The sequence below is a fragment of the Curtobacterium salicis genome, from assembly GCF_011759505.1.
Classification (GTDB): domain Bacteria; phylum Actinomycetota; class Actinomycetes; order Actinomycetales; family Microbacteriaceae; genus Curtobacterium; species Curtobacterium salicis.
This window is the reverse complement of the sequence record NZ_JAAOYO010000003.1, coordinates 628,289-641,320: the sequence shown is the minus strand read 5'-3', so window position 1 is coordinate 641,320 and position 13,032 is coordinate 628,289. Positions and strand designations below refer to the sequence as shown.

The 13,032-nt window shown below is 73.9% G+C and carries 13 protein-coding genes; 5 read left to right on the top strand and 8 right to left on the bottom strand.

From position 1 onward, the window contains the following. Window positions 1–91: 91 nt before the first annotated feature. Together E9228_RS11560 and E9228_RS11555 are read left to right on the top strand one after the other, a co-directional pair. A complete protein-coding gene (locus tag E9228_RS11560) occupies window positions 92–1,090 on the top strand; it encodes an SDR family oxidoreductase (protein ID WP_166780689.1) in 999 nt (332 codons plus the stop codon). Continuing rightward, complete coding sequence (locus tag E9228_RS11555) at window positions 1,087–1,431, top strand: hypothetical protein (protein WP_166780688.1); 345 nt, start codon at window positions 1,087–1,089, stop codon at window positions 1,429–1,431. Before E9228_RS11560 ends, E9228_RS11555 begins: the two co-directional genes overlap by 4 nt. A gap of 70 nt (window positions 1,432–1,501) precedes the next feature. Here the strand turns inward: E9228_RS11555 and E9228_RS11550 are convergent, their stop codons facing one another. After that, window positions 1,502–1,714, bottom strand: coding sequence for a hypothetical protein (locus E9228_RS11550; protein WP_166780687.1), 213 nt, complete (start codon window positions 1,712–1,714; stop codon window positions 1,502–1,504). 138 nt (window positions 1,715–1,852) lie between these two features. Beyond that, entirely contained in the window at window positions 1,853–5,428 is a 3,576-nt protein-coding gene (locus E9228_RS11545; RefSeq protein ID WP_166780686.1) for a proline dehydrogenase family protein, read from the bottom strand. Window positions 5,429–5,547: 119 nt separating this feature from the next. Between E9228_RS11545 and E9228_RS11540 the strand changes: the two genes are divergently transcribed. Both E9228_RS11540 and E9228_RS11535 read left to right on the top strand, forming a co-directional pair. After that, on the top strand, window positions 5,548–6,033 hold the full coding sequence (locus tag E9228_RS11540; protein WP_166780685.1) for a MarR family winged helix-turn-helix transcriptional regulator: 486 nt from the start codon (window positions 5,548–5,550) through the stop codon (window positions 6,031–6,033). 35 nt (window positions 6,034–6,068) lie between these two features. After that, entirely contained in the window at window positions 6,069–7,259 is a 1,191-nt protein-coding gene (locus E9228_RS11535) for a PP2C family protein-serine/threonine phosphatase (RefSeq protein WP_166780684.1), read from the top strand. A gap of 194 nt (window positions 7,260–7,453) precedes the next feature. Here E9228_RS11535 and E9228_RS11530 read toward each other — a convergent pair whose 3' ends face one another. Genes E9228_RS11530 through E9228_RS11515 form a run of 4 tightly spaced genes read right to left on the bottom strand, consistent with a single transcriptional unit; the run spans window position 7,454 to window position 10,304 of the window. Next, the gene (locus tag E9228_RS11530; RefSeq protein ID WP_166780683.1) at window positions 7,454–8,344 is read right to left on the bottom strand and encodes a serine hydrolase; all 891 of its coding nucleotides are present in this window, start codon (window positions 8,342–8,344) and stop codon (window positions 7,454–7,456) included. Between the two features lie 57 nt (window positions 8,345–8,401). Next, window positions 8,402–9,112, bottom strand: coding sequence for an anti-sigma factor family protein (locus E9228_RS11525; RefSeq protein ID WP_166780682.1), 711 nt, complete (start codon window positions 9,110–9,112; stop codon window positions 8,402–8,404). Further along, the gene (locus tag E9228_RS11520; protein WP_166780681.1) at window positions 9,109–9,618 is read right to left on the bottom strand and encodes a sigma-70 family RNA polymerase sigma factor; all 510 of its coding nucleotides are present in this window, start codon (window positions 9,616–9,618) and stop codon (window positions 9,109–9,111) included. The genes E9228_RS11525 and E9228_RS11520 overlap by 4 nt, the downstream gene beginning before the upstream one ends. A gap of 2 nt (window positions 9,619–9,620) precedes the next feature. Beyond that, window positions 9,621–10,304, bottom strand: a complete 684-nt coding sequence (locus E9228_RS11515; RefSeq protein ID WP_166780680.1) for a YceI family protein — start codon at window positions 10,302–10,304, stop codon at window positions 9,621–9,623. A gap of 151 nt (window positions 10,305–10,455) precedes the next feature. Here E9228_RS11515 and E9228_RS11510 point away from each other — a divergent pair, with 151 nt between their 5' ends. Further along, window positions 10,456–11,331 carry a DUF808 domain-containing protein gene (locus E9228_RS11510; RefSeq protein WP_166780679.1) on the top strand — a complete coding sequence of 292 codons (876 nt, stop codon included), beginning with the start codon at window positions 10,456–10,458 and terminating at the stop codon, window positions 11,329–11,331. A gap of 23 nt (window positions 11,332–11,354) precedes the next feature. Here E9228_RS11510 and E9228_RS17115 read toward each other — a convergent pair whose 3' ends face one another. Both E9228_RS17115 and E9228_RS11500 read right to left on the bottom strand, forming a co-directional pair. Next, entirely contained in the window at window positions 11,355–12,005 is a 651-nt protein-coding gene (locus E9228_RS17115; RefSeq protein ID WP_252727982.1) for an aggregation-promoting factor C-terminal-like domain-containing protein, read from the bottom strand. Between the two features lie 275 nt (window positions 12,006–12,280). Further along, entirely contained in the window at window positions 12,281–12,925 is a 645-nt protein-coding gene (locus E9228_RS11500) for a hypothetical protein (protein ID WP_166780678.1), read from the bottom strand. Window positions 12,926–13,032 lie beyond the last annotated feature (107 nt).

The following is a 13,032-nucleotide window of genomic DNA, read 5'->3' as shown; positions in this document are numbered from 1 at the left end:
AGGCTCGGGCTCGGCTGGCCGCGGCCGGCGGGGCACCGCGCGGGGGACAGCGGCTGACCGCTGCGGCACCGGCACCGCGTAGAAGGGGTGCATGACTCGTGTGGCTGTGGTGACCGGTGGATCGGCTGGACTGGGACGGGCGACGGTCCGCGAACTCGCGTCCCGCGGCTGGGACGTGGCCGTCCTCGCGCGCGGTGCGGACGGCGTGCACGCTGCCGTCGCCGAGATCGAAGCCGCCGGTCGTCGCGGCCTGGCCCTCGTCGCGGACGTCTCCGACCGCCAGGCCGTGGAGGACGCCGCCGACCGGGTCGAAGCCGAGCTCGGCCCCATCGACCTGTGGGTGAACGGCGTCATGGTCGGGGTGTTCGGCAGATTCCTCGACACCGCGCCGGAGGACTTCGAGCGCGCGACGCAGGTCGACTACCTCGGGGTCGTGAACGGCACGCGTGCAGCACTGTCGCGCATGGTGTCGCGGGACTCCGGGCACGTGATCCAGGTCGGTTCGGCGCTGGGGTCGCGCGGCATCCCGCTGCAGGGCGCCTACTGCGGGTCGAAGCACGCCATCGTCGGGTTCACCGAGTCGGTCGTGTCGGAGCTCATCGAGCAGGGCAGCAAGGTCCGGATCAGTCGGGTCGACATGCCCGCGCTCAACACGATCCAGTTCGGCTGGGTGAAGTCGACGCTCCCCCACCACGCGCAGCCCGTCGCGCCGATCTACCAGCCCGAGGTCGGCGCCCGCGCGATCGCGGCCACCGCGGAGCACCCCCGCCGTCGGACCTGGGTCGGTGAGTCCACGGTGTACACGATCCTCGGCAACCGGATCAGCGGCCGGTTCGCGGACTGGTACGCCGCGAAGACCCTGGTCGGCGGGCAGCAGATCCCGGAGAAGGACGGCGAAGAGATCGGCGTCAACCTGTACGAGCCGGTCCCCGGGGACCACGGCGCGCACGGTGCGTTCGACGAGCAGGCCCACGAGTGGTCGCCGCAGACCTGGTGGGTGGAGCACCGTCGCCTGGGCAACGGGATCATCGGCGCAGCGCTCGGCGTCGCCGGGCTCGCGGTCGCCACGGCCGCCGGGCGCCGACGATGAGCCGCCCCTCGCGGCAGCAGCGGGCACTCGCGGTCGAGCTGCTGCGTGCCGCCATCGGTGTCGTCCACCTGGTCGGCTCCCGCCGTGCGCTGGGCCGTCCCGCGGTGCTCGCCCGGGTCCTCGGCGTCCGTCAGGTCACGCAGGCCGGGCTCGTCCTCCGTGTCGGCACGCCGGACGCCCACACCGTCAGCGCCCTCGTCGACGCGACCCACGGCGTGACCATGGTGCCGCTGGCCCTGCTCGACCGGCAGTCCCGCCGGTTCGCCGTCCGCCAGCTCTGGATCGCGACGCTCCTCACCGTGCTCGAGGTCGCCCTCGTCGGGCGGGGCGGGAAGCGCTGACCGACAGCGCCCGGGACACCGAACGCCCCCGCTGACCTGACGGTCGGCGGGGGCGTCCGTCGCGCTGCTGCTACTCGACCTCGGAGGCCGGGTCCTCGGCTTCGACACCGGTCTCGTCGAGACGGTCGCGCAGGTGGTCGGCCATCACGCCGGCACCCTCGTCACCGTGGTCGTGCTGGACCTGCTCCACGAGACCGTGCAGCTTCTCCTCGTTCGTCGCGTCGGTCGCACCGTCCATGATCGGCTCGGACTGGACCCCGTTGTCACGCTCTGCTGCACTCATGACACGAACGCTACGCCGAGCCCGGGGCCGCCTCACGGGCGCGCCCCAGGTGACGCGGGGAACGGACGGGAGGCCCTGCGCACGGGAGCGGCGCATCGGACGCGGGTGGGGCCTCCCGTCCGGGACGCCAGTCCGAGCTCAGAGGCGGAGGCGGGCGAACTCGGGGTCGACGTCGCCGTGCCGGTGCGCGGTGACGACCACGGTCTGCTCGCGGAGGTAGTGCGCCATCTCGACGACGCCGGCCTCGACGACCGGGGCGTCGTGGATGGTGGTGTCGATGCCCGCGCCGAGCGCTTCCTCGAGGGCGAGGGGGTCGCCGCCGAGCAGACGGATCCGTGAGCCCGGGCCACCGAAGGCCGTGTGCGGACGGGGTTCGAAGCCCTGCGACAGCACGATGTCGATGGCGTCCTGCGGTTCCGCGGCGCCACCCGACCACTGCTCGTGGAGGAGCGCTCCGGACGCCGCCCGGGTGAGGAACTCGTCGTCGGTCTCCACCAGGTGGTCGACGACGTCGAGCGGGGACCGACCGCTCGCGAGCAGCTGGGTGAGTGGACCGGGGAGTGCCCGGGCCGTGCTCAGCAGGACGTGGGCCCGCGCGGCGGTCGCGGCGGCGAGGGTCCGGATGAGGTCACCGGTGCCGACGCCCTCGGACTGACGGACGACGACCGACTGCGGCCGGTACCGGAGGACGTTCCGTTCGACGCCGAGGTCCGCGGTGTCCCGGGACCGGCCGAAGCGGGACTCCCGCGCCTGGGCGTCGCTGGTGGCGCCGGCGCGGACCTGGTCGAACTCCTCGAAGGACAGCCCGCTGCGGGACGCCTCGATGAGTGCCGTGACCCGGGGCGGCAGGCCGTGCAGCTGGATGCTCTTGTGCACGGCCCGGGGGACGGGCTCCCAGTGCCCGAGCATCGCGACCGAGTCGGGTCCGCCGCGCTTCGCCACCGCGCCGACCGAGGAGCTCCCCCACCCACCGACGGGCTGTCGGACGACGGTGGTGTCGGTCGTGGCGCGGTTCACGACGAGCGTGCCCGCTTCGACACGGTTGGTCCAGAGCGCGACCTCGTCGACGTCGAGCGTGTGCAGGGCCTCGACCAGGCCGTGGTCGCTGCCGTTCTGGATCGCGATCGCCTGCTCGAGCGTCTCGACCTGGACGACCCCGAGGACGGGCACGCCGACGGTGGAGCGTGTGGTGGCGCTGCCGGCCCGGACGCCGACCCTGACCCCGGGCGACCAGAGCCGCCCGGACTCGTCGAGCAGCCGCGGCTCCACGAGCCAGGACTCCCCCGGACCGAGCTCGGTGAGGGCGGAGCGGGCTGCCCCGGTCGGTTCGACGACGAGCGGCCCGAGCTGTGCGGACGGGTCGGTGGGCCAGGCGACGCGGAGTGCGCGGGTGGCGTCGGCGAGCTGGCGGAGGAACCGGCTGTCGTCACCGTCCTCGCCCATGGACCCGACGAGCACCACGAGCGAGACGGCCGTGCTGGCCTGCCCGGACTGGGCGAACGCCGAGGCGACGACGTCACGGACGGCCTGGTCGACGTCGGCCGCTGGGGTGACGACGGCCGCGGAGACCGCCCCGGTCTCGGCGAGCAGGGGCAGGCCGGCACGCCACCAGCGGAACGAGCGGGCGGTGTCCGGCGAACCGGTGAGCAGGACGCGGTCGACGGCCGGGTGCGCGACGAGGTCCCGGCCGAGTTCGCTGACGTCGAGGTCGACGAGCTGGAGCATCGAGTGCGGGACGCCGGCGTGCCAGAGGACGTCGGCGAGCACCGCACCGGTGCGCTTCGCGAGCGGGGACGGCTTGAGGACGACGCCACTGCCGGCGGCGAGCGCCGAGAGCACCCCGTCGGCCGGTGTCGTCACCGGGGAGTTCCACGGTGCGACGACGACCGTCAGTCGTGGTGGGACGAAGGCGGCGCCCGCGACGTCGACCAGGTGGCGTGCCCGGTCGGCCGCGTGGTGGGCGGCGTCGACGGCTCCACTGACCTGCCGGTCGGCCTCCGTCAGGGTCATCGCGGTCTCGGCCACGACGACCTCGACCAGGTCCGCTCGACGGGTCTCGAGCTCGTGTGCGACGAGGTCCAGGAGTTCGGCGCGGTCCTGCGGGTCCTGCCGGCCCCAGTTGACGCCGGCCTGGGCGGTGCGGGCGATCGTCCGCTCGAGTCGGGGGCGGTCCGTGACACGGGCGCCGCGGACGGTGGCGGTGCCGAGCGGTGAGCGGGGGACGCGGCGGAGCAGGTCGGCTGCCCACTGCCGGTTCGCGTCGACGCCGGCGTCGGTGTCCGTCGCGGGCGGGTGCTCGGTCCGGACATCCGGCGCACCGAGGGCGACGCGACGGTCCTGGGTGCGGAGCGTGGTCGGGGCCGGGTCGTCGAGGGCGGCCACGGCGGTGGTCAGCCGCGCGCGCTCCCGGTCGAGGAGGGCGGCCCGGTCGGCGTCGTCCAGGCCACCGGCGGACAGGGCGGCCGACGCCGAACCCGCCACGGCCGCTCCCTCACGGAGCCGTCGCGCGAGGTACGGGATCGCGGCGTCGAACTCGTCGGGGTGCACGACCGGGGTGAGGAGGGTGACCGTGCCGACGTCGGCGCGGACGGCGTCGAGGACCGTGCCCGTCATGCCGAGGAGCACCTCGACCTCGAGCGCGTCGGTCACCCCCCGACGCTCGGCGAGGACTCGAGCGGCGGCGACCAGGACGGGGTCCAGCCCGGCGAGCGCGATCTGCACGGCGTCGGTGTGCTCCGGCGTGAGTGCGGCGTCGAGCAGCCGCAGCAGTGCCGCGTCGATCTCCGGGCGGGTGGCGAAGAGGGCTGAGGGGCGGCCGTGCACGAGGGCGTCGGCCCGTTCCTCGGCCAGGTGGGCGCCGTCGACGAGCCGGACCCGGACGGGTGCGCCGCCACGGGACCGGCGGGCGGCCGCCCACTCGGTGAGGGCCGACAGGACGCCGAGGCTGTCGGGCAGCGAGGCGGGCAGCGTGATGCCGGCGGTCGTGTGGGCGAACTCGTCCTGGTCGAGCAGGGTGCGGAACACGGCGACGGTCAGGTCGAGGTCGTGCGGGCCGTCGACGAGCAGCGAGAGGGTGCTGCCGCCGGCGAGGGCCGCGCGGAACACTGGGACGAGACGGTCGACCGCCTGGTCGGTGGCGTCGTCGAGCGCCCACGGCGAGGTCGGCGGGACGACGTCCGCCACCGCGAAGGACACCGCCGGCACGTCGTCACGGCCGAGCAGGTCGGTGATCCAGGCCAGTCGGCGGTCGCTCTCGGCGGGTCCGAGCACGGTCGGGCCGAGGGGCACGACGTCGAGACGGGTGCCCGGGCCGGCGAGCTTGCCGAGCGCCGCACCGAGGCGGGCCGGCGGGGCGTCGACCACCAGGTGCCCGGCGAGCCGACGGAGCACCCGCCGCGCGGAGGGGATGACCGCCCAGGGCGCCATGGTCGCGAAGCCGCCGCCGACGGTCACGGCACCGCGGAGGTACCAGGCGAGGAAGTCGGGGACGTCGCGGCTGGCCTTCTCGAGGTTGCGGGCGGCGACCTTCGGGTCGTCCGGACGGATCACCTTGTCGACGAATCCGCGGGCGAAGTCGAGACCGCGTTCGTCGCGCAGGACCTCGGCGAGCCGCGCCGCTCGGGCGTCGGGCTTCACCCCGCGGGAGGCGTCCAGCCACCGTCCGACGAGGGCGAACGCGTCGTCGGTGCAGTCCTGGAGGCGTGCGGGCGGCATGGTCTCGATCGTAGGCCGCTCCCCCGACGTCTCCTCGGAGGCGCCCGTGTGCCGTCCCGGAGTCAGCCGAACGGATGATCCCCGGTCCGACGAGGTCCGCTCACGGATACGCTGGCGAGATGGTGGAGCACGGCGCTGACGGCCACGACTGGCCCACGTGGGACGCGTTCCACGACGTCTGGCGCGGGCTCGACCGGGCGCTCGACGTCGCCGTCCAGCGGGACGCCGGCATCTCGATCCCCGAGTTCGAGATCCTCATCGGCCTGCACCGGGACCCCGAGCACCGGCTGCGCGTCCGCGACATGGCCGCCGGGATCGGGTGGGAGAAGTCCCGCGTCAGCCACCAGGTCACGCGCATGGTGGCCAGGGGCCTCGTCGCCCGCGCCGACTGCCCCTCGGACGGTCGCGGCAGCTGGATCGTGATGACGCCGGACGGTCGGCGCGCGGTCCTGGCCGGCATCCGCGCGCACACCGCGGCGCTGGAACAGCTGTTCTGGAGGCCCGTGGCCGGTGACGCGGACACGCTGCGGGCCGTCTCGCACCGCGTCCTCGACGCGCTCGGCCCGGTGGACACCGGCGCCGAGGTCGTCCACGGGGACGCCTGACCTGACAGTCGCCGCACGGGCCGTGGGAGGATGCGATGGACCGACTGCGCGGGGGAGGCCAGATGGACGGCAACGACTCGGGATCGGCACGCGCGGCACTCGTCGCCGCGCTCGACGTCGTCGGGCTCGCGCCCTCCGAGCGTCTCGACCGGATCGTCCGCATCGCCCGCGAGGTCTTCGACGTCCCGTTCTCCTACGTCAACCTGCTCGACGACACGCTCCTGCACACGCTGACACCCAACGTCGCGGGTGAGCCGACGTCCGGGCCGCTCGAGTGGTCGTTCTGCCAGCTGACCGTCCAGCGTCCGGGGCCGACGGTCGTCCCCGACACGCTCGCCGACGCCCGGACCGCGGTGCTGCCCGGGGTGACGAGCCGGGGGATCCGCTTCTACGCCGGTGTCCCCCTGACCATGCCGGGCGAGCTGACGATCGGCAGCCTGTGCCTGATGGACGTCCGGCCGCGGCAGTTCACCCCGCAGGACGAGGCCGCGCTGATCGACCTCGGCCGCTGGACCGAGCAGACCCTGGCGAAGGGGCTGCAGCACGACCGACTGCTCGAGGTCGTCGAGGCCCTCGCGCCGCCACCCGTGCACGTCCCCGGCTACGCGTTGGCCGGGCTCAGCGTGCCGTACGGGGACCTCAGCGGCGACGTCCACGACTGGACGGTCGCCGACGACGCCGTGACCGTCACGCTCGCGGACATCATGGGCAAGGAGCAGCCCGCGGCGCTGCTGGCCGCCGGACTCCGGGCAGCGCTCCGGCAGCACGAGGACCTGCCCCCGGTCGCGGCCGTGGGCGCCGTCGAACCGCGGATCAGCGAGGACCTGAGCCGCGCCTCCGCCTTCGCGACCCTCTTCCACGCACGCCTGACACCGAGCACCGGGCGGCTCGACTTCGTGGACGCCGGACACGGGCTCGTCGTGCACCTGCACGCGGACGGCACGTCGGAGATCCGCCGGTCGCGGGACCTGCCGCTCGGTCTGCACCCGGAGGGCGTCCCGTTCCGACTGGGGACCCTGGTGCTCGAGCCGGGCGACGCCCTCATCGTGGCGAGCGACGGGGTGCTGGACCTGGGCGACGGGACGATCGACACCCTGACGGACATCGGGCGGACGTTCCGGCGAGCGCCGAACACGGCGGCGTTCCTCGAGACGGTGCGGCTGCGGGCGGCGGAGCACGCCGAGGACGACGTCACGGTGACGGTCCTGGCACGCGACGACGGCTGAGCCGACCGACGTGCAGGTGCTGGTGCCTGCGGACAGGCACCAGCACCAACGCCCGTGCTCCTGACCCGAACAGGTACAACGAACTGGCCTCAGACTGCCGTGGACGGCCGACACCCACGGCACACTGACTCCGTCGATCGCTCGGACTGTCCACCCTGCGCGGTGGGTGTCCCCGAAACGAAGCGCCTGTCCGGTCAGCGCGGCCCGTCGTCGAGCGTCCCCGCCAGCGCCCGCGCCACGAACGCGGCCGTCGCGTCCGCCCCGGCGTGGTCGTCGGCCGTGATGGTCACGACCGCCCCGCGGGCCTCGTCGAACAGCAGCATCTGCCCGTACGCACCGTGCAGCCGCCACAGCTGCGCGGGCCCGTCCCACCCGGCGAGCGCGTACCGCTCGTACGCCGGGTTCGATCCGGCGACGACCCAGTCGGTGTGCAGTGCGTCGACCCACCGGGACGCGACGAGCTGCCGTCCGTCCGCCTGCCCCCGGTCGCGGACCAGTCGACCGAGGCGTGCGAGTTCGGCAGTGTCGAGCCACAGCCCGCCGCCACCTGCGACGAAGCCGTTCGGGCAGCGCTCCCACACCACGTCCTCGATGCCGAGGGGGCTGAACAACCGGTCCTGCACGAACCGGCCGACGTCGCCGACGCGGGTCTCGAGGACGCGCATCGCCGTGTAGGTGCTGGCGTTCGCGTACTGGAACACCCGTCCGCGGGAAGGTCGCCGGAGGAACTCGACGGCCAGGTCCGGCCAGTCGGTCAGCAGCGTCGGGGACCACGGCAGGTCGATGCCGCTCGTCATGCTGAGCAGGTGTCGGAGGGTGACGGCGTCCGTGCCGTCGCCGGACGTCCAGCCTGGCAGGGCCGCCGACACCGGGTCGTCGAGGGCGACGAGCCCGTCGTCCGCCGCGATGCCGACGGCGAGGACGCAGACGCCCTTCGCCACGGACTGCACGTCGCGGCGGGCGTCGGGCCCCCAGTGGTGCTCCGCGACGTCATCGCCGATGCGGACGTGCAGGCCGTGGGCGACGAAGCCGGTGCGGGCGACCTCGTCGACGACGGCGTCCCGGACGGTCTGCGCTCGTGTCACCCGACCATCCTGCCGCGCCCACCCGTCACAGGCGGTACCCGTCGGGGCCCGTACGTGTCAGAGGTCGGTCCGCGCCAGCGTCCCCGTCTCGCCTCGCAGCCGCACCTCGACGCTCGCGATGTCGGCGCGCGGCACGTCGGTCGTGGCGGACAGGCCGCGGGCCTCCCGCCCGGCCGCCGTCCAGGACGCGATCCGCTCGTCGGAGCCGTCGGTGCGGACGACGACGAGGTCGTACATCACCGACCCGTCCGCCGACCAGTCCCGGCCCCCGTAGGAGCAGCCCCAGTCGAAGCGGGTGCCCCAGGACTCCGCGCGCACCGCCAGGTCGACGTCGAACCCGGACTTCCCCGTGAGCGCGTACCGGTCCGCGGACGCGCCGGCCGAGACGGTCGGCGCGACCGCCTCGGTGCCGGGTGCGTCGGCGCGGAGGCCGACACCCAGCCCGGCGACGACGGCGACGACGACCGCGAAGCCCGCGCTGACCGCGACCACCGCGCGACGACGACGCCGACGACGCCGGACGCGGTGCGCGACCGAGGCGAGCGTGCTCTCGTGGCCGGTGAGGGGCCTCCCGTCCGGCTCCGCGATCTCCACCGCGGCGTCGGCCGGGAGGCGCCCCAGCAGCCCCGGCAGACCGGCCAGCTCGGCGACGGCCGAGCGACACCCGTCGCAGTGCTCCAGGTGGCGTTCGTACTCCAGGCGTTCGGCGGGCGGCAGCGACCCGAGGACGTAGGCCGCGTCCCACTCCGCGTAGCGGTCCTCGCTCATCGGGTGACGCCTCTCTCCTGCAGGGCGAGCCGCAGTGCTCGCAGCCCGTAGTGCAACCGCGACTTCACGGTGCCCTCGGGGATGTCGTGTCGCCGGGCGATCTCGGGCACGGTGTGGCCGAGCCAGTACGCGTCGACGACCACCCGGCGGTGTTCCGAGGACAACGATGCCAGGGCGTCGGCCACGACGATGCGGTCGAGGACCGCGTCCGTCCGGTCCGCCTCGATCCGGTCGACCGATTGGTCGGTGTGGTGCTCACGGCGGTTCCGGGCGGACCGGGCGTCGTCGACGACCAGGTTCCGGGCCACCGTGAACAACCAGGCGCGGGCGGCGTCCGGTTCGCGTACCAGCACGGTGGGCCGTTGCCAGGCGCGGACCATCGCCTCCTGGACGACGTCCTCGACGTGGCCGGCGTCACGGGTGAGGTGCCGCACGTACCGGAGCAGCGCGTCGCCGTGCTCGCGGTACAGCGCGCCGAGCAGCTCGTCCGGTCCCGATGCGGCCATCGTCACTTCGCGAGGTCGAGCGAGAACTCGACCGAGCCCTTCGGGTCCACCGTGACGAAGCCGAGCGACGGTGCCGTGACGCCGTAGTCCTGGAACGTGACCGGGACCTCGCCGGCGACCTGGACGTCCCCGTCCTCGCCGACCGCGACCTGCGCGTCGGCCTGCACGGTCTTCGTGACGCCGTGCATGGTGAGGTCGCCGCTGAGGGTGACGCTCTGGGTCGAGCCACCGAGGGCGCTCGAGACGTCCACCGGCTTCGTCACGTGGAACGTCGCGGTCGGGAACTTGTCGGTCTGCAGGGCCTTGTCACGGAAGTAGGCGTCGCGCGCGGCTTCCGGCGTGCTGATCGTGCCGACCTGCACGGTGACGGTGGCGTCGGAGAGCTCGCCGTCGGCGACGGTCACCGTGCCCGCGACCTGCTTCGTCCGTCCGACCACGGTGACATCCTGCCCCTGCAGGACCTCGTGCACGCGGTACCCGGCGTAGGAACCGGTGCCGGACTTCCACGTGCCGTCGGCGTCGGCGGCGTCGAGGGTGCCCGCGGCGCTCGAGGAGAGCGAGGGTGCGGCGGCGGCGGATCCGTTGACGGCGTCCGCGTAGAGGCGGGGACCGACGACGACGCCGACCCCTGCGACCACGACGACGCCCGCCGCGATGCCGATGATGACCTTGGTACGAGTACGCATTCCCATACCCAGGACACGAGACCGCCGGCAGGATCGTTCACGGTGCGGTCCGCTCATCGGGAACGCTCACCTGGGGGCCAGTAGTCTGAGCGATCGGACAGCCTGCCCCGATGCTGTCCGGACACCGCCCGGACGCTCGAGGAGACCACCCATGTCAGTCGGACTGCTCGCCGTCGTGGACGACATCCTCAGCGCGGCGCTCAAGGCCAGCGCGAAGACCGCGGGCGTCGTCATCGACGACGCCGCCGTCACCCCGCAGTACGTGCAGGGTCTCGCTCCCGCACGCGAACTGCCCGTGGTGGGCCGGATCGCCCTCGGCAGCCTGTTCAACAAGTTCGTGATCGTCATCCCGCTGGCGCTGCTGCTGTCGGCGTTCGCGCCCTGGGTGCTGCCGTGGCTGCTCGTCATCGGCGGCACCTACCTGTGCTTCGAGGGCGCCGAGAAGGTCACCGAGTGGTTCGGAGTGCACCACGAGGCGGCCTCGGACGAGGCCGCGAGCGAACCGAAGCTCGTGTTCGGCGCCATCCGCACCGACCTGATCCTCAGCACCGAGATCATGCTCATCGGCCTCGCGAGCCTGGACACCGACCTGGGCTTCTGGCCGACCCTCGGTGCGCTCGCGGTGATCGGCCTCGGCATGACGCTGCTGGTCTACGGCGCCGTCGCCCTGCTCGTGAAGATCGACGACATCGGTCTGCAGATGATGAAGAACCCGGTCCGTCGCACCCGTCGTGCCGGCGCCCGCATCGTCCGCGCGATGCCCGCCGTGTTCCGCGTGATCAGCATCGTCGGCACGGTCGCGATGCTCTGGGTCGGTGGACACCTGGTGATCGCGAACCTGGCCGAGACGTTCTGGGCCGGCCCGTACGAACTGCTGCACCACGTCGAGGTGGCGGTCGAGGGCGCCGGGCCCGTCGTGACGTGGATCGTCGACACCGCGATCTCGGCGGTCGCGGGGCTCGTGCTCGGCATGGTCGTCGTCGGGATCGTCCTGGGCATCGGACGGCTGCGGGGCCGCACGCACTGAGGGCGCGCGCGGTCGGCGGGTGCTCAGTACGAGCCGACGGCCTCGCTGTGCTGCCAGGCGCCGCACGGGGTCCCGTAGCGTCCGGCGATGTAGTCCAGCCCCCACGTGATCTGCGTCGCGGGGTTCGTCTGCCAGTCGGCGCCGGCGGAGGCCATCTTCGACCCCGGGTACGCCTGCGGGATGCCGTAGGCGCCGTTCGGGTTCGCGGCCGTCGTACGCCAGCCGGACTCGCGGTCCCAGAGGGACACGAGGCAGCCGAAGTCGTCGGCGCTCCACCCTCGGGCGGCGACCATGTCCGCCGCGATCGCCTGGGCACTGCCGGGGGTCGGGACCGGGGCGACGGGCGCGGGTGCCGGTGCCGCGGGGACCGGCACGACCGCACTGGCGGCGACGGACCGGACGGGCGGGGCCGGAATCGGGACCGGAGCGGCTGCGGCGACCGGCGGCGCCGACGGCACGGGCTTCGGCTTCGGCTTCGGCTTCGGCGGGGCCTGCACGGTGAAGCCGTCACGGTCGGTGACCAGTTCGATCGTGGTCGGGGCCACGAAGGTCTGCGCGGTCGGAGCCGGGGCGGCCACGGGGACGGCCGCGGTCGCCGGGTCGGCGAAGGCCGGGAGGGTGAGCTGCGTCGCGAGCAGTGCGACGGGGGCCGCGAACGCCAGCGCGGTGGCCATCCGGCGTTCGGCGGACCGCCCGACGGGCCGGAGCGTCGCCGCTGCGGACGACCCGGCGGATCCGGAGGACCGGGACGGCAGCGGCGGCCGCGGCAACGGGCGAGGGGCCGACCCCGAACGCTGCGACCCGGTGGGGACCGTGCGGGCCGACGGGACGGGACGGTCGACGGTCACTCGCACGATCGGTGGCACTGCGGCGTGTCGGCCCATGCCGGTGAGCGCAGCCCCTCGGCGTGTCGCGATGGGGTCGGATGACCTGCGGCGCGTCGGACCGCTCAGAACACGTGGGCGACGACGTCGTCCAGCAGTCCGTCGGTCGGGATGTTCGCCTGCTGGATCCGGATGCCGATGCCCCCGCCGGTGAAGTACGTGTCGCCGTCGGTCACGGGGTACTGCTGGTCCTGCGACGTCTTCTGGCAGCTGCGCCCCTGGTCGGCGTCGACGCAGTCGTACCCGCTCAGCGCGTCGAGCACACCGGTTGCCGCCGCCGCGTCCACCGCGTCGACCTGGATCGACAGGTACGAGATGTCGGTGCGCGGGTCCTTCCAGACGCAGTACAGGCGCTTGCCGTCGGGCTGGAGGGCGTCCGTGAAGCCGCCCTTCGGGATCGTGATCGGGTCACCGACGACGGACGGGTCGTTGAGCGGCGCGGCGGCGAAGGAGTCGTCCCACTTCCCGGCGGTGATGAGGTCCGTGCACGTCGACGGCACGGAGCCCTCGGCGGCGGCGGTGCTCGTCGGCGTCGGCGCGGGCGTCGCGGTGTCGGTCGGGTCCGCCGGGGCGGCGGGTGCCGACGTGGCGACGGCGTCCGTCGCGGACGGGGTCCGGTCGGCCACCGACGCGCCGTCCTGCGCGCACCCGGTGAGGGCGAGTCCGACGGCCAGGGCGGCCGTCACGGCGAACGTGGTGCTGCGACGCATGGTGCGGGTCTCCTCGTGAGCGGTGTCGAACGGACCGGCCACGCGGTCGTGGTGTCCCCGTCGAGAACGGTACCGAGCAGTCCTCGCGTCCGTGCCGCGGCATCGGC

What these genes read in the sequence shown, in the direction of transcription:
- E9228_RS11515 (WP_166780680.1), bottom strand. Translation starts at nt 10,304, where the DNA reads ATGCGTACTCGTACCAAGGTCATCATCGGCATCGCGGCGGGCGTCGTC.
- E9228_RS11545 (WP_166780686.1), bottom strand. Translation starts at nt 5,428, where the DNA reads ATGCCGCCCGCACGCCTCCAGGACTGCACCGACGACGCGTTCGCCCTC.
- E9228_RS11535 (WP_166780684.1), top strand. Translation starts at nt 6,069, where the DNA reads ATGGACCGACTGCGCGGGGGAGGCCAGATGGACGGCAACGACTCGGGA.
- E9228_RS11550 (WP_166780687.1), bottom strand. Translation starts at nt 1,714, where the DNA reads ATGAGTGCAGCAGAGCGTGACAACGGGGTCCAGTCCGAGCCGATCATG.
- E9228_RS11510 (WP_166780679.1), top strand. Translation starts at nt 10,456, where the DNA reads ATGTCAGTCGGACTGCTCGCCGTCGTGGACGACATCCTCAGCGCGGCG.
- E9228_RS11500 (WP_166780678.1), bottom strand. Translation starts at nt 12,925, where the DNA reads ATGCGTCGCAGCACCACGTTCGCCGTGACGGCCGCCCTGGCCGTCGGA.
- E9228_RS11540 (WP_166780685.1), top strand. Translation starts at nt 5,548, where the DNA reads ATGGTGGAGCACGGCGCTGACGGCCACGACTGGCCCACGTGGGACGCG.
- E9228_RS11560 (WP_166780689.1), top strand. Translation starts at nt 92, where the DNA reads ATGACTCGTGTGGCTGTGGTGACCGGTGGATCGGCTGGACTGGGACGG.
- E9228_RS11520 (WP_166780681.1), bottom strand. Translation starts at nt 9,618, where the DNA reads ATGGCCGCATCGGGACCGGACGAGCTGCTCGGCGCGCTGTACCGCGAG.
- E9228_RS11525 (WP_166780682.1), bottom strand. Translation starts at nt 9,112, where the DNA reads ATGAGCGAGGACCGCTACGCGGAGTGGGACGCGGCCTACGTCCTCGGG.
- E9228_RS11555 (WP_166780688.1), top strand. Translation starts at nt 1,087, where the DNA reads ATGAGCCGCCCCTCGCGGCAGCAGCGGGCACTCGCGGTCGAGCTGCTG.
- E9228_RS17115 (WP_252727982.1), bottom strand. Translation starts at nt 12,005, where the DNA reads ATGGCCACCGCGCTGGCGTTCGCGGCCCCCGTCGCACTGCTCGCGACG.